The sequence below is a fragment of the Samsonia erythrinae genome (assembly GCF_004342665.1).
Classification (GTDB): Bacteria; Pseudomonadota; Gammaproteobacteria; order Enterobacterales; family Enterobacteriaceae; genus Samsonia; species Samsonia erythrinae.
The window spans coordinates 91591-107744 of sequence record NZ_SMBY01000012.1; the positions used below are offsets into that span (position 1 = coordinate 91591).

10 protein-coding genes are annotated in these 16154 nt (G+C 50.4%); 7 read left to right on the plus strand and 3 right to left on the minus strand.

The window, feature by feature from the left end; translation table 11 throughout:
* Positions 1 to 260: 260 nt before the first annotated feature.
* The 3 genes from EDC54_RS15490 to EDC54_RS15500 all read right to left on the minus strand — a co-directional run bounded on the left by EDC54_RS15490 (position 261) and on the right by EDC54_RS15500 (position 4164).
* A complete protein-coding gene (locus EDC54_RS15490; RefSeq protein ID WP_132458334.1) occupies positions 261 to 1400 on the minus strand; it encodes a diguanylate cyclase domain-containing protein in 1140 nt (379 codons plus the stop codon).
* A gap of 525 nt (positions 1401 to 1925) precedes the next feature.
* Positions 1926 to 2984: an AraC-like transcriptional regulator QhpR gene (gene qhpR, locus EDC54_RS15495; RefSeq protein WP_132458337.1), complete on the minus strand. Its 1059-nt coding sequence runs from the start codon at positions 2982 to 2984 to the stop codon at positions 1926 to 1928.
* A gap of 172 nt (positions 2985 to 3156) precedes the next feature.
* Complete coding sequence (locus EDC54_RS15500) at positions 3157 to 4164, minus strand: phosphotransferase enzyme family protein (RefSeq protein ID WP_132458340.1); 1008 nt, start codon at positions 4162 to 4164, stop codon at positions 3157 to 3159.
* Between the two features lie 258 nt (positions 4165 to 4422).
* On the opposite strand from EDC54_RS15500, the gene eat reads away from it, so the two are divergent.
* The 7 genes from eat (at position 4423) to EDC54_RS15535 (ending at position 15922) form a co-directional block, all read left to right on the plus strand.
* Positions 4423 to 5784, plus strand: coding sequence for an ethanolamine permease (eat, locus tag EDC54_RS15505; RefSeq protein ID WP_132458342.1), 1362 nt, complete (start codon positions 4423 to 4425; stop codon positions 5782 to 5784).
* 33 nt (positions 5785 to 5817) lie between these two features.
* The gene (locus tag EDC54_RS15510) at positions 5818 to 7161 is read left to right on the plus strand and encodes an aspartate aminotransferase family protein (RefSeq protein WP_132458345.1); all 1344 of its coding nucleotides are present in this window, start codon (positions 5818 to 5820) and stop codon (positions 7159 to 7161) included.
* A gap of 257 nt (positions 7162 to 7418) precedes the next feature.
* Positions 7419 to 9101: a ShlB/FhaC/HecB family hemolysin secretion/activation protein gene (locus tag EDC54_RS15515; RefSeq protein WP_132458348.1), complete on the plus strand. Its 1683-nt coding sequence runs from the start codon at positions 7419 to 7421 to the stop codon at positions 9099 to 9101.
* Between the two features lie 37 nt (positions 9102 to 9138).
* Positions 9139 to 14502 (plus strand): DUF637 domain-containing protein, encoded by a 5364-nt coding sequence (locus EDC54_RS15520; protein WP_132458351.1) that lies wholly within the window; start codon positions 9139 to 9141, stop codon positions 14500 to 14502.
* Positions 14499 to 14870, plus strand: a complete 372-nt coding sequence (locus tag EDC54_RS15525; RefSeq protein WP_132458354.1) for a hypothetical protein — start codon at positions 14499 to 14501, stop codon at positions 14868 to 14870. Before EDC54_RS15520 ends, EDC54_RS15525 begins: the two co-directional genes overlap by 4 nt.
* A gap of 174 nt (positions 14871 to 15044) precedes the next feature.
* On the plus strand, positions 15045 to 15542 hold the full coding sequence (locus EDC54_RS15530) for a deaminase domain-containing protein (protein WP_230514542.1): 498 nt from the start codon (positions 15045 to 15047) through the stop codon (positions 15540 to 15542).
* Complete coding sequence (locus EDC54_RS15535) at positions 15542 to 15922, plus strand: hypothetical protein (RefSeq protein WP_107168626.1); 381 nt, start codon at positions 15542 to 15544, stop codon at positions 15920 to 15922. The genes EDC54_RS15530 and EDC54_RS15535 overlap by 1 nt, the downstream gene beginning before the upstream one ends.
* Positions 15923 to 16154: the final 232 nt, after the last annotated feature.

Below are 16154 nucleotides of genomic sequence, written 5' to 3' on the forward strand. Positions count from 1 at the left end.
TGTGATTGCGCCGGAAAATAACATTGCAATAACAAGCTGAGAATGTTTTATAACTTTAGTTTGTGAACGGTAGGTTAAAAACAAGAGCTGAATCACGTCAGCCACAATTATAAAGAAACATTAATGCAATTTATTTGCAACAGATGCACGGTTTTTCAGCAAAAAAGCACCATAAAAAGCCGCGAACACGCGTCACAAGGGAGATGAGGTCTTTCGGAAACTGCGTCGCAAAAATGACATTTTTGTTATCAATGAAAACATCAAAAAGACGCCGTAAGGCAATAAATCCCGCATTCTTTATTGCGATGCGCCATCTGCACGGCTACACGCGCCTGTGACAAGAGCAGCGCCGCATCCTCTGGCCGGGGCTCGGCAATATACAGGATACCCACGCTGGCCGTCCGTGTAGTCAGGTCATCAGCTGGCAAGAACGGCGCATTGAGCGCCTGCATCAGATTTTGCGCCCAATCCTGCGCCTGCCCAGCGGATTCCCACGGTTTCCCCAACAGGATGAATTCATCGCTGTCGAGACGCGCCAGATAAACGCTGCCCGTCTCGTTTTCTTCTATCACCGCGTTAAGATGCTTAACTAACGAGGTCATATCGCCTTGCGCATCCATTGAGGGATGAAGCCCAATCACCAACAGGCTGAACGGCGTGCCCTCAGCCAGACGTTGTTCAAAACGGCGCATGAAGCGCGCTTTATCCAGCCCGCCTTCTTCGGCAGAAAGTGACTGCGCCAGCAGTTGCTGATTACGGTTATAACAGCGCACCAGCGCACCGAGTTCATCGTCTTGATGCCAGTGCGGGGGCGTAAGCTGACGGCGGAGAATCGCATCCGGCGGTAAATCTTGTAACTCAAGGATAATCTCTCGTAGCGGGTGTACCAGCAGCCGATTGATGTACCAGGTAATGGCTATCGACATAATCAATGCCAGCAGCAAATACGTCGCCAGCATGGTTGAAAACGTGCTGACGATAAACTGATACATACGATAGGAATCCGCCTGTAACACCAGATGCGCCAACGGCGTCGAATATTGCGTCTGCGGCGGGGAATAGAGCGGTACAGAGATCCGGATCGGCAACTTAAACATCCGCGCGATCCAATCCGGTACCGGACGCTCTCTCGGGAAGTTCGCATGTATCGTATGGAATTCATCCGGCAGTAAAACATCCGCCCGGCTCAAAAAGGCAACGGGCAACAGGCTGTCCAGAATATTGCCGGCCCGAGAAACCTCGCCGTGCAACACCGCGTGCGTCAGCGGCTCGCGCACGGAATACGCGATATTCTCCAACTGCCTGGCATAATCCTCACGCCGCTGATGAACGAAGTGGAAGAGTTGTATGACGATAAATACGCTGATCGTCACCAGTGCCACGCAAGACACGGCTGTCATCTGTTTAATCGTTAATGAACGTCTGAGCCGCAAGCGCTTTCTCCGTCAACTCTTTATTATGCAGACCTAACTTCCGCCCCACTGGGTAAAAACGGGTGGGAAATACACAACGCGAAAAATGCGCACGCGTTACACAGCAACAGAGTACGCACGGCAAATAGTATAAGACAGCTTATCGCCGCCTTAACGCTGTTTTCTGCTGATGTTAGGGGGATTTCATCTTAATCCTAGGCTACCCCCGGAAACAGCGGTAACGCGGCCTCAGAATAGGGGATATCCCCGGTATAAGCCAGCGCGGCTATTCGGGAGCGGACAGAAGGGACACGGCCAGTCGCCCGCCACCGCTACCCCAGCGGTGGCGGGCGACGCAGGCGGAAACAACGATCGTTGGTTAGCGAATATCGGCGTTGACGTGGTCGATATTGTCGCTGGCGCAAGCTACAGAGCCGACTGGTGACAAGCCGGCTGACAGGGTGATGTCGATGGTCCATCGCGTACGCTCTACGCGGACGTTAAATAACCGCATCAGGTAAGATTAAAGGCTGCGCCTTTGCGCCACTGACGCGGGCTGATGCCAAACCAGCGACGGAATGCCCGGGAAAAGGCGCTCACCTCAGAATAGCCGAGCAATAGCGCCATTTCCGAAATCGGCAGTTGCCTCTGTTGAAGATAGTGTGTCGCCATTTCACAGCGCAGTTTATCGACCAGCACGGAGAAGCTAAGTCCTTCCTCCCGCAGACGACGCTGGAGCGACCAACTGGACAACCCCACCTTCTCTGCCACCTCTTCCAGCGTCGGCTCTTTCTGCATCAATAACAGATGAACCTGCGTACGCACCTGGTCGACAATACTTTGCTGCGGTGACGTCTCGTTCAGGCGGCGAATAGCATCTTGCATCACCAGCAGCAATGTCATGTCGCGATCTGGCATGGTGCGGGTCAGTTGGTGTTTGGGAATAAGCAGTGAATTGTAAGGTTGATCGAAGTAAACCGGCGCATCGAACACCTTACAGTGTTCATGCCACATTTCCGGGCGCGGATGCTCAAAATGCACTTCGCGCGGTGCCCAGTGCTTACCCAGAATATGACGAATCAGGTTAAGAAACATACCGAGCGTCAGTTCGGCATCTTGACGTCGATGCAGAATGGCGCCGTGCCGAACCTGATAATCCAGCCGCCAGCAGTCTCTCTTATCCACCATGCGCGTCAGCGTATCGTGCTGGTGGTAGGGAAACGCCTTCACCACATTGTGCAGCGCCTGCTCCAGCGTGTCCGAACATAAACCGATATAGCCGATCAAGCCTAATGACTGCGGTTTAAACTGCTTGCCGTAGCGTAAACCGAAATTATCACAGCCAGAATTACGCGCGGCTTCCTCCATCACACGGCAATAGTTCACCAGCCCCAAACTGAGCGTCGGGCTGGCGAGCAGCTCAGGATCGACGCCGCTGATGCCGAAGATACGATCGGCATCGCCGCCATTATCATGGATAAAATCGCCGAGTCCGGTTGCCGCCGCCGCCAGCACGCCACAGTTGTGGGAGAACGCGGTATTCAGCGCCGAAGAGTACGTCACGTTTTCCATTGTCTTTCACCTCGCCGTATCATACGGCCCCTCAGCGGGCCGTGAAACGATTAGCAGACTTCATACCAGCAAGTTTCATACCAGGCCGTGAAGAGGTAAAATCAATGGGTTACAAATTTCTGGTGTGGCGAGCAGGCGTTACCATGGCGCACACTGCCCGCCTGTGGTGCATTCAGACCACGCCAATCGGCAGATCGCTGGTTTCCAGATAGCGCCGACACAGGCGCACGCTGTGTTTTGCCCAGTCTGGCCCAAGGCTCTGCGCCATCTCGGTTTCTGCGTGCGAGCCTACCCACGCCATAAGCTGGATACGCCGCTGGATCAGCAGCGTCGGCAACAACGCCGCCTCCTCATCGCTGACGTGCGCCACACGTTCATAGCCCCCCAGCCAGTTTTCAACCCACTCCGCCGCCCGCGGGTGGTGCTCGACAAAGCTGATGGCCGCAGCGAGATCGTGCAGATACCAGCCCATGCCGCAGTCATCAAAATCGATGACTCGCGTTTCGCCTCGATGCAAAAGCAGATTGGTCAGACGCAGGTCGGCATGAATCAATCCATAGCGGTGCGGCGCTTTGCCAAACTCCGCCATTTCCGCGCCCATACGCGTGATAGCCTCCTCGACAACGCCGTGCTCGCCACGCGATAGATTCGGCGCGTCACGCCAGTTCCCCCAATGACTCTGTGCGCTCACCATCGTGTGATGATCCCAGATAATACGCCGGAAGCCGTCAGGCTTTTGCCACTGGCGGCTATGCTGGTGCAGGCGAGCGGTAATCTCGCCCAGTTGCTGGAACGCTCGCGGATCAATGCTGGTGGTCGGCATCTCGCCGTCCACCCAGTGAAACAGCACGGCATAACGACAGGAACCGTCGGATAAACTCAGCGACTGCACCCGCTCCCCGCTCGCATCACGTACCGCTTCTGGTACCGTAATGCCCGTCTCACGCAGCGCATCCAACCACAGCAGCTCGCTTTCAATCTCCGATTTCTGGTGATAGTGGCTGCGATGCAGCCGCAATGCATAACGTTTACCCGCAGACGAAACAAGAAAGGTCGCATTTTCCGAGCGGCATAGCAGCCGTAGTTCCCCGTGTAGCGCCGCCGGATAGCGGGCAAGCGCCCGGTGCGCCAACGCGGTAATTTCAGTATTACTTAAGGTGTCATATTGTTTAGCACTCATGGTTCCCACTCCGACGCGAGTCAACGAGCGTTCAGCATGGCGTGTGTCGTAGAGAGAAACTTGACGTACCAGAACCCCGGTTTGACCCCAGAGGGCGAAGGGGTGATACCCACCGTAAAAGTTGACTTCAGCGCGCAGCATTCGATACGTCTGCGTCAAGTTTTCTACCAACAAGCGTGGGCATTATCGCTACACAAGCCAGCAGGGGTTGTCTTACTGGTTCCGAATAACCATAAGCGGACTGACGGGGATAATGTGATGACGAGCAAATTAAAGCCCACGCTGGGCGCCCTGCATTTGTGGGGTATCGCGGTAGGACTGGTAATTTCGGGTGAATATTTTGGCTGGAGCTACGGCTGGGGCGTCGCGGGCACGTTGGGATTTTTGGTCACGACGCTATTCATCGCCGCCATGTACACCTGTTTTATTTTTAGCTTTACCGAACTCACCACGGCGATCCCCCACGCGGGTGGTCCCTTTGCCTATAGCCGACTCGCGTTCGGCGATTTGGGCGGCCTGATTGCCGGTATGGCCACGCTAATTGAATTTGTTTTCGCGCCACCGGCTATTTCGATGGCGATTGGCGCCTATATGAACGTGCAATACCCCGAACTGAACCCCAAATTCGCCGCCGTTGGCGCATACCTTATTTTTATGAGTCTAAACATTCTCGGTGTGAAGCTGGCGGCGATGTTTGAGCTGGTGGTCACGCTGCTGGCCGTCATGGAACTGTTGGTGTTTATGGGCGTTGTTTCGCCGGGCTTTAGCCTGAGTAATTTCGTGGCACACGGTTGGGCGGGGCAACATGAATTTTCACCCGCCGCCATTTCCGGTATGTTTGCTGCGATACCGTTCGCCATCTGGTTTTTCCTCGCGATCGAAGGCGCAGCAATGGCCGCCGAAGAGGCGAAAGATCCCAAACGCACAATTCCGCGAGCCTACGTTAGCGGCATCCTGACGCTCGTGGTTCTGGCGATTGGCGTGATGCTGATGGCTGGCGGCGTCGGCGACTGGCGCCAGCTCTCTGACCTCAACGATCCCTTGCCACAGGCAATGAAACTCATCGTCGGGGAAAACTCCAACTGGATGCACATGCTCGTGTGGATTGGCCTGTTCGGTCTTATCGCCAGCTTCCACGGCATTATTCTGGGTTACTCCCGCCAGTTCTTCGCACTGGCGCGTGCGGGCTATCTTCCTCCGGGGCTTGCCAAGCTGTCGCGCTTTCGCACGCCACACCGCGCCATTCTGGCCGGCGGGGCGATCGGGATTGCCGCCATCTTCTGCGACGGAATTAACCTACAGGGCATGAACCTGACGGCAGCGATGATTACCATGGCGGTTTTTGGCGCCATCGTCATGTACATCATGAGCATGTTAAGCCTGTTCCGCCTGCGCCGCAGCGCCCCCAATATGGTCCGCAGCTATCGCGCCCCCGGTTACCCCATCGTCCCTGCGTTCGCCCTCGTCTGCGCCATCATCTGCCTGATGGCAATGCTCTGGTTCAACCCGGTGATCGGTGGGCTGTTCTGCACCTTTATGCTGCTCGGCTACCTCTATTTCCTGACCACCAAAGCACGACGGGAACATCTGCTTGAGCCGCTTGCCGCCGATGCCAACTGATACTGCGGCACACATTTTATAACGGGAGTGATTATGGCAACACGTTCAACCATCATGGATACCAACAGTTTCCGCGCCGAACATGCCGACGCACTGAGCGAGGATATCCGTTCGCTGACCGACAAACGCAGCCGGGTGCTGGGAGAGTCTTATCGTCTGTTTTATCGCAAACCGGTTCATCTGGTGCGCGGCGAAGGGCAATACCTGTGGGATGCCGACGGCAAGAAATACCTCGATGTGTATAACAATGTCGCCAGTATCGGTCACTGTCACCCCGCGGTGATAGAGGCGGTACATCAACAGATGACGATGCTCAATACCCACACCCGTTATCTGCACGAGCGTATTTTAGACTATTCGGAGCAACTCCTCGCCACCGCCCCCGCGGCGATTAACCGCGCCATGTATATGTGCACGGGCTCGGAAGCCAACGATCTGGCGATCCGCGTGGCGCGCGCCTGGAGCGGCGGCACAGGTGTGATCGTGACGCGTGAAGCCTATCACGGTACCAGCGACCTGACCTCCGGTGCCTCACCCGCATTGGGCAGCGGTCAGCCGCTGGCAGCGACAACCCGGCTGGTGCCGCCGCCGGACGCCTATCGCGTGACTACGCCGGACCTAGGCATGTGGTTTGCCAATGAAATCCAGAAACAGATCGACGATATGGCGGCGCACGGCATCAAATTTGCTGCGTTCCTTGCGGATTCCATCTTTTCTTCCGATGGCGTACACCCCAACCCGCGCGGCTTTTTACGCCCGGTGGTTGATGTCGTCCACCGCAACGGCGGTATTTTCATCGCTGATGAAGTTCAACCCGGTTTCGCGCGCACCGGCGATGCCTTCTGGGGTTTCGCACGTCATGACGTGGTGCCGGATATCATCACCACCGGAAAACCTATGGGCAACGGCATCCCGGTTTCCGGGCTGCTGGCAAAAAGCGATGTGCTCGCCGCTTTCAGCGACCAAATCCCCTACTTCAACACGTTTGGCGGAAATCCGGTGGCGATGGCCGCTGCGCAGGCCGTGCTAAAGGTGATTCACGATGAGCAACTCCAGGAACACAGCCGCGTCGTGGGCGCACAGCTGCTGGCGGAACTGACCACTCTGCAAGACAAATACGCCAGTGTAGGCAACGTGCGCGGTGCCGGATTATTCATCGGGTTTGAGCTGGTGAGCGACAGAGACAGTAAAACGCCGGATAAAACGCTGGCACTGAATCTGACGGAAGCGCTACGCGATCGCGGTGTGCTGACATCGGTAGCAGGTCCTTATGGCAACGTGCTGAAACTACGGCCACCGCTGGCATTTCAGACTCAGGACATCGACTGGCTGGTCGGCGCATTGGATGACTGTCTGGGCGCGCTAACCCACGGCTGATTTCGTGACGTTCTTCTTCATAGGGTTTCCATCACAGCGTAAACCCTATGATAAATATCAAGATTACCCTTTCTTACGCTATAGTTACCCGCCTATTTACACAAAAATGATAATGATTATCATTTTTATTAAAATAAGTTAAATTTCTCAGTGCATTCTGTCGAATTTCTATCGGGTATCGATTTTACCTAGTCACGGAAGAAGGCATTTGTGTATAAAAACGCAAAGTGTAAATTAACGTAAGGATTACGTTCATTTTGTGTAAAGACCTTTCTTTTATCGGCCTTATTCTTTTGAGTCTTTGTAGCTCAACCTTCGGCGCCGCCACCATCAGCCCAACGGATCGAGATGCGCTGGAGCTCCAGCAAAAGTCATTACTGGAGCAGGCCAAACAGCAGCGTTTATCGCTGGAAAACAGCACCACCTTAACGATACCAACTATAACAGCCCCAACAGTAAAGGATGCTGTCTGCTTCCCTATCCATAGAGTTACCTTTCACGATGCTGAAGCGCTTTCGATAAAAGATCGGACCGCCATTCAGCAACGCTACCAAAACCGCTGCCTTGATTTAGCCACAGTCCATAACGCCGTGAGGGAAACGACCAACGCCTACCTCAACCGTGGCTTTGTCACCAGTCAGGCCTATTTACAGGAGCAAGACCTCTCCGGCGGCACACTCGTCATCAGCGTCAGCGAGGGAAAAATAGAAGCCATCCGTATAGAAGGGGAAACACCGCTGGCAATCAAGATGGCCTTCCCCGGTCTGGAAGGGCGCATTCTCAATCTGCGCGATATCGAACAAGGGATGGAACAGCTGAATCGCCTGCCCTCGCAGCAGGTTGCCATTGATATTCAGCCGGGAAAACAAGCCGGAAGTTCGATTGTTTATCTCAAACGCACCACGCAATCCCGCCCGTTCGCCCTGTCTCTCAGCACAGACAACGGCGGACAAAAAAGCACGGGCCGAGAACAGCTTTCCACCCATCTCACGCTCGATAACCCGATGCGACTCGCCGATCGCTGGTGGCTCACCGCCAGCCGAGATAGCGCATTCAGCCATAGCTACGGCAGCAAAGCCTTCTCGGGCGGGATGTCCTTGCCTTATGGCTACTGGACGCTCAGCTATCAATACGCCTGGAATGACTTTTTCCAACCGATCCCGATTGGCAACAGCGCGTATCGCTATGAAGGGCAAAGTAATACCCATCGGTTCAGCCTCAACAGAACACTCTATCGGGATGGTAAGCAGAAACTGGCGCTGGATAGCGCGCTCGCCCGCCGACGCACTGAGAACCGGATGGCGGGTGAACGCCTTGAGATCAGCAGCCCTACGGTCAGCAGCGCCAGTATCGGACTCAGCTATAGCACGACGCTAGCGGGCGGCTATTTCACGCTCAACCCGATGCTCAGCCATGGCTTAAGAAGTTGGGGCGCAACGGATGATACAAAGGAAAACCGTGGCCTGCCGCGCAGCGAGTTTCGCAAATTTAGCGTCAGCAGCAGCTATTTCTATCCGCTTGCACCCTCGTTGTATTTCCTTACCACCCTTTACGGCCAGACCACGCCGGACAACCTGTATACCAGTGAACGTGTCTCGCTCGGCGGCGAGTATTCCGTCCGGGGATTTAAGGAACAAACGCTGACCGGGAATCGGGGTTTCTACTGGCGTAATGAACTGAATTGGCAATTCACCACGCTGCCATTTTTGGGAGATATCGCATTAACCACCGCGCTGGATAGCGGGTGGATTGCAGGGAAAGCCGGCAAAGTCGATGGTGGCAATATGACCGGCGCTGCCATCGGCCTGTCCGCATCTTCACGTTGCATCAGCCAGTCGGTGTCACTCGGCGTACCGCTGCACTTCCCAGACGATCTCCATCCCGACAATGCCGTCGTTTACTGGCAAGTCTCCCTCCCCGATACGGCACTTTTTGATTAAGCGTTTTATTCATAGCAAAAGGAAAAAGGAAAGTCACATGGAAAAATTCAATAACCGCGCCACACGCGGACTTAGCTATCTGCTGATCTACCTGACCGCAATTCAACCGTTACACCCCGCGTTCGCGGCGCTTACGCCAGACGGCCCACGCACGCAGGTCAACAACGCGGGTGCCGTCCCGGTCATCAATATCGCGACGCCAAACCCAGCGGGTATTTCTCACAATACCTACAAAGATTTCAGCGTCGGGACACCCGGTGCCGTGCTAAACAACAGCACAGCTGCGGGTAAGTCACAACTCGCAGGACAACTAAACGCTAATGCCAACCTCAAGGGCAAGGCCGCCGAGCTAATCATTAACGAAGTGACCGGTACTGCGCGCTCATCTCTGCAAGGGAAAGTCGAAGTCTTCGGAAAGAAAGCCAACGTTTTGATTGCTAACCCGAACGGCATCACCTGTGACGGATGTGGGTTTATCAACACGCCTTCCGTCACGCTAACAACGGGGAAACCGGTGCTAGATAAACAAGGCGCACTTGAAGCACTGGAGATTAAAAAAGGCAGCATTACCATTGGCGGAAAAGGTCTGGACGGTTCCGCAACGGATTATGTCGATATCCTCAGCCGGGCAACCGAACTGAACGGCAAAATCAACGCGAAAAACCTGACGCTAACCCAAGGTAGCAATAGGATCAATTTCAAATCCGGCACAATCACCCCTATCGCCGGAGAAGGAGCCAAACCGCTATTGGCAGTCGATACCAAAGCGCTCGGCGGTATGTATGCACAACGCATCCGGCTCGTGGCAACCGAGGACGGGGTCGGGGCTAACGTCGCTAACCTGACCAGTTCTCAGCAAGGTATTACGCTGGATAGCAAAGGTAAAATCCAGCTCGGTAATGTGCACGCGAAAACCGATCTCAACCTGAATGCACAACAGGTCGATATCGCCGCAGGCAATACGGTGAAAAGCGACCGAGATATCACGCTTACCAGCACCACATTGAATAACCGTGGGAATATCATCGCGGGCCAGGACATGCGCCTGTTCAATGACACCCTGACCAACACACAAGCCACCATTCAGGCGAATAACAATCTGTGGATCCAAAAAGACACGACGGGGAACAAAGGCGTTAAGGTCGAAAACCGCTCGGGAACAATTAAAACCAATACCGGGGATTTGGTGATTCGGACGGGGCAGTTGGATAATGTTCGAGACAAATTGTCAATCGTCAAAAGAGATATAAAACCCACGACATCTTTAGCAAAAAACACTCAACTCAGCACATATCTTTTAGGTGGCGTTGATAAGTTAATCATCATGGGTATTGATACCGCAAGGTTTGAAAAAAACACTCCGGATAAATGGTTTGGGGAAGTTGATTTTAAAAATATAGATTTAGTTAATACAGAAAAAGCAGTCTATCAGACAGGCGTCATTTCGTCAGAAGCAAAAATTCAATCTGGAAAAAATACATATATAAACGCGTCAACGTTAAACAATAACTCCAGCACAATACTTTCAAAAGGAAACACCTTATTAACAGGCAACAATATTTCAATCAGCAACTCCTTCACTGGAGAGACAAAAAAATACCTTCACTTTCATCCGAGTCGTGACATTAAATATGATAACGGGGCTTATCCTTCAGGCTTCATAGATTATACAACCGTTTATCTTGACTTTATTAATGACCATGAGGAAAGATATTTAAACATCAACTCTTATCTTCCTGGTGAAATATCCGCAAGCAACAATCTTGTAATTGATTTCAATGAAAAAATAACAATAAACTCACATTCCCCTTTAGAAAATAAAGATGTTACGCAAATAGTTTTGGGGGGGAACAGACCCAATTCGCTCCTAGCTAAAAACATCACCCTCCATTCTAAATATATAAATATCCAAGGCTCAGTTAACGCAACTAACAACATAACCACTCTTTCAGATAACACTCTAAACCTAACTCAAGGAATTTTTAAGTCGGGAAACAACATCTCACTTTATTCAATAAACAACACAGATATAAAACAAAGCGATATCGACAGTAAAAACATAAGCATAACGTCTCGAGAAGGGAATGTAAGTATTCATTCAGAAAAAAATACTCGCCATTTTTCTCCTGAGGGAATAAGAAAATTTGGAGAATTTAACTCCATAGAAAATTTATCCATTCAAGCAGGAAAAAATTTAACACTGGATGGGATATACTTCAATAAAAATAAAAACATATCTTTATCAGCGGGTAATTATTTAATTATTACCAACAGTGAAAACCATCTGAACCCTATGAATTTAGACACTCCCAAATCGGAGGAGGATAAGCAAAAGGAATTTAATAATATCTTTGGCCAACTTAGAAGAATAAATTCAACAGGCAGCGTGACGTTAAATGCCGGAAACACACTTGATATCGCAGGTGTTTCGCTGAATGCAATGAAAGATATTAGTCTAACGGCAAAGAGCGATATCAATCTTAATCCACAGGCGCTTAACACGGTTCCCGAAGAGTTATTTGCCCATTCACGGCAAGCAGAACTTAGCAGTAACATCAGTGCCGGGAACCAGTTGTTGATTTCCAGCGGAAAAGACTTGCTTGCGCAATCTGCCACCTTGTCTGCCAATGGCAATACAACGTTGCTTGCAGGCAATAGTTTGAAATTACTCGCTACGGCCTACTCCGCCATTGATAGCCAGAATGATAATAATAAAGACGACCGAAATGTTACCGCCAAGGTTCATTCGGGCAAAAACCTGACGGTAGCTTCCAATGGAGAGCTGATCGCAACCGGAACCGATTTCTCTTCCGACGGAGATATGACATTAAGTTCCGGCGGGAAAATGGAATTTAATTCGGCAGCTAACCATGTCTATCGAGAAGGAAACAAAGAATATAGCGAGTCCGTTACGCAAAAGAATGCCGTCTTGAACAGCGGAGGAATACTCACTCTGTTATCCAACGGCAGTATTCTCTTCCAGGCGACTCAGCTTATCGCTAAAGGTGCGTTAGATGCGGCCGCTAAAGGCGGTTTCCTCTACGCACAAGCGGTAGAAGAAAGTAACCATTACGAGAAAACCACCACCAAGCGTAAATGGTACGGCAAGAAAACCACTATCCGGCAAACCAGTCACAATGTAACAAATAAAGTGACGGAGTTTACTGCTGGCGGTGATATTAATCTGCTGAGCCGTGATGACAGTACCTATGAAGCCAGCAAAATCAACGCGGGCAAAAATGCAAAACTCACCAGCACAAAAGGCAAGGTCAACTTCAAAGCTGTTAAAAATACAGCATTCGAGCAGACCATAACCACTTCGAAAGGGTTCTTCATTAAGAGCGCTGATAAAGGCTATACCAAGGACACTTGGTTGCTGCCCACCATTTACACTGGAGGAAAATTAACAGTTGATACCGCTACTGGTATTACTGCTGATGCAAAAACTAAAAATGCGCAGTCCCTGAAAAATGCGCTTTTGGTGTTGAGCAACAATCCCGGCACTACCTGGCTTAAGGATTTAAACAATCGCAAAGACGTGCAGTGGAATACAGTACAAGATGCCTATAGTACCTGGAACCACACCACACAAAGCCTGAACCCCGTTGTGGGAGCTGTGATCGCCATTGCCGTTGCGGCGGTGACCGCAGGAACGGGACTGGCAGCCGCCGCAGGTGACATGGCGGCTGGTGTAGTGGGAACGGGAGCCAGCGCGACAACAATCGCTGTCGTAAACGGTGCAGCTTATTCAGGAATGACGGCACTGACCTCGCAGGCGGCAGTTGCACTGGTGGATAACAAAGGCAACCTGTCTAAAACGTTCCAGGCCATGAGCAGCAGCGATTCTGTTAAATCTCTGGTTACTTCAATGGTCATCGGTGGAGCATTATCGGGCTTCGATGAAGTCATGCAATTTAGCAAGGCGGCTAACGGCACGACTGTCATCGACCCCGCCAAAGCCAAATTACCCATGCTCAGCAACGGTGACTGGAGCAAAGTCGCGCAGCGTGTCGCCGGACAGTCAGTGATCAGCTCTAGCATCGGCACCACGATTAACGGCGGTAGCTTTAAGGATAATTTCACCACGGCACTCCTGAGTAATATCGGCAGTCAGATTAATGCGGAAGGGGCAAAGTTTATTGGGGATAACGGCACAGTCCTCGGCGTAACAGGCAAAACGCTTAGCCATGCCGTCGTCGCAGGCGTAGCGGCTGAAATCAGCGGTGGTAACGTCAAAGGCGCTGCGGCTGGTGCGCTGGCGGCAGAGCTGGCTGGCATCATCATTAACGATAACCTTGTAAAATCAGAAGGGTGGCAAGAGAAGCAGGCTCAAATTAGCCGCTTCGCGGGTGCGATTATGGGCGCAGTCGCCACAGGGAAAGCCAGTGGCGTCAATAGCGGTGCCAATGCCGCTGAAATTGTTGAACGCTTTAATCGACAATTGCACCTTGATGAAATTCAGGCCATCAAAGAGCTTGCCAAGGGTGACAAAGAGAAAGAAAAACGGCTGCTTGCCGCCTCCTGCCGCAAAGTTAACTGTGTGGCACAGGAATCATTAAATTCAGAAGAACGCCAGCAATATGAGGCGTTGATGGCACAGTACCCTGCAACACGCGAAGAGGATGGAATACTCGCCAATTATTGGGTACAGAAAGATCGGCAACGTACAAGCAATTACCCGCTTTATGTTGGCTATGACATTGAACAGCTGTTTACCTATACTACAGGCGACAGCATTTCTGATGGTCAGATGTTTGCCAGAAACCAATGGATTGAAAATTTTAGCCAGATGACAGGCTGGTCTAAGGACACAGTAGAAGCTTTAGGTTTTGGTATTTCGATAGCGAGTACATTCGCGGGGATAGGCAAGGCAAGCGTCGGTAATCAGTACCTGTCAAAAAACCTCGTGACGCCAACCGCAGGCTGGAAAAGTTATCTGGTCAATGAGAAGACCATACAGCAAGCGGCTGGCTTTAGGCAGCAGGTGCTGGACGCAAGAGCACCATTTTCACGTGACATAAGAACCTCAGGTAATGTGGCCGTGGCACAAATTGATATACCCGATATGCCAAAATCCATGGCTGCACACAGTAGGATTGACATCGGGGAAAAAAGTTTTGTAGGAAGAGGCAGTGAAAATTTTAAATATGAAGTTATTAAAAACAATGAAGGAAAGCCAATATCTAGAAATACTGACTCTGAATATAAGATACTGGATAATCTGGCTGACAAGTTGGGAGGTAACGTCACAGCACAAGGTAAAGTTACCATCTTTACGGAACGGGCAGCATGTGAGAGCTGTCTTGGTGTTGTTGATCAGTTTCAGAAAAAATATCCGGGAATCACAGTGGAAGTTATTGACAATAATGACGTAATGTTAGTCCCAAGGAGATTAAAATGATCGGCGAAGAACGTATGACATATAAAGAATTAAGAGATATGTTTTTGGGTTGCTTTTATGATTGTTGTAGAAACAAACTACAATTATATATAAAAACGGGTGAGAAGAATGATTATGATGGTGAAGAAATTGGATATGCTTCCTATCAGTTTGAAAACACCCCCTTTATACCTATTGAAAACCTAATGCTAAATGTCTTTAAGCTTATTTTAATCGCGGGCAGGGAACCTGAAAATGTAGAAGATAGTATCCGGAAATCAATAACCACTATTTTAGCGGAAAAACCTCTGGAAGAACTGATTAAAGACGTTGGAGAAGATGAGAAGAAAGACTTACTTTACGACATGCAACTGCTTGGTTTTATTTAAAAAAACCTAAATAATTCAAACACAGCGGTCCTTTGGGGCCGCCACTAGAAAAAATTAATGAATTGACCTCATCTTGAGGCTAAAGAAACCTTAGGATTTAGTATTTCGATAGCGAGTACTGTCGCGGGCATCGGCAAGGCAAGCGTCGGTAATCAGCACCTGTCAAAAAACCTCGTGACGCCAACCGCAGGCTGGAAAAGTTATCTGGTCAATGAGAAGACCATACAGCAAGCGGCTGGCTTTAGGCAGCAGGTGCTGGACGCAAGAGCACCATTTTCACGTGACATAAGAACCTCAGGTAATGTGGCCGTGGCACAAATTGATATACCCGACATGCCAAAATCCATGGCGGCACACAGTAAGATTGACATTGGGGAAAAAAGTTTTGTAGGAAAAGGTAGTCAGAGCAACTTTACTCATATGATTTTGCCAAATAAGGCGGGAGATAAAATATCAAGAAACTCTGATTCAGAATACAAGATATTAGACAATCTAGCTGACAAATTAGGAAAAAACACAGATGCTAAAGGGACAGTGACAATCTTCACAGAGCGAGCTGCGTGCGAAAGCTGCCTAGGTGTAGTGGATCAGTTTCAGAAAAAATATCCAAATATCAAAATAGAAGTCCTCGATAACAATGATGTAATGCTTATCCCTCGGAGAAAAAATTAATGGAAGACCGCATAACGTATTATGAATTAAAAGCTGAATTTTTAGACTGTTTTTACAGCTGCTGTAGAAGCAAATTAGATACATACAAAAAAACCGGAGAAAAATGGGGATATAGTGGCGAAGAAATAGCTTATGCTTACTATCAATATGAAAATGCATTCGAACGGCCTATAGAAAACCTCATGCTTAATGTACTCACACTAATACTAAAAGCAGGTAGAGGACTGAAAGATGTAGAGTCTAACCTACGAAAATTCATTACTGATATACTTGCGGAAAACTCCCTGGAAGAACTGATTAAAGATATTGGCGAAGATGAGAAGAAAGACTTACTTTATGACATGCAACTACTTGGGTTGATTGAAAAAAAATCTAAATAGTTCAGGCAGAGCGGCCCTTATGGGCCGCCACTAAAAAATTAATTAATTGACCTCATCTTGAGGCTAAAGAAACCTTAGGATTTAGTATTTCGATAGCGAGTACATTCGCAGGCATCGGGAAAGTGATCCTACCCACGGAGCCTGTCCGTAATTCTGTGTAATTGCCACTGTATTAAAGGTGAGCGCTCAGGCGGTCACCGAACTCGATAATAAAACGGCTCATCGCCAGCCG

Bases quoted from the DNA above. Each gene is read 5' to 3' on its own strand.
- EDC54_RS15490 (WP_132458334.1), bottom strand. From the start codon at position 1,400: ATGACAGCCGTGTCTTGCGTGGCACTGGTGACGATCAGCGTATTTATC.
- qhpR (WP_132458337.1), bottom strand. From the start codon at position 2,984: ATGGAAAACGTGACGTACTCTTCGGCGCTGAATACCGCGTTCTCCCAC.
- EDC54_RS15500 (WP_132458340.1), bottom strand. From the start codon at position 4,164: ATGAGTGCTAAACAATATGACACCTTAAGTAATACTGAAATTACCGCG.
- eat (WP_132458342.1), top strand. From the start codon at position 4,423: ATGACGAGCAAATTAAAGCCCACGCTGGGCGCCCTGCATTTGTGGGGT.
- EDC54_RS15510 (WP_132458345.1), top strand. From the start codon at position 5,818: ATGGCAACACGTTCAACCATCATGGATACCAACAGTTTCCGCGCCGAA.
- EDC54_RS15520 (WP_132458351.1), top strand. From the start codon at position 9,139: ATGGAAAAATTCAATAACCGCGCCACACGCGGACTTAGCTATCTGCTG.
- EDC54_RS15525 (WP_132458354.1), top strand. From the start codon at position 14,499: ATGATCGGCGAAGAACGTATGACATATAAAGAATTAAGAGATATGTTT.
- EDC54_RS15535 (WP_107168626.1), top strand. From the start codon at position 15,542: ATGGAAGACCGCATAACGTATTATGAATTAAAAGCTGAATTTTTAGAC.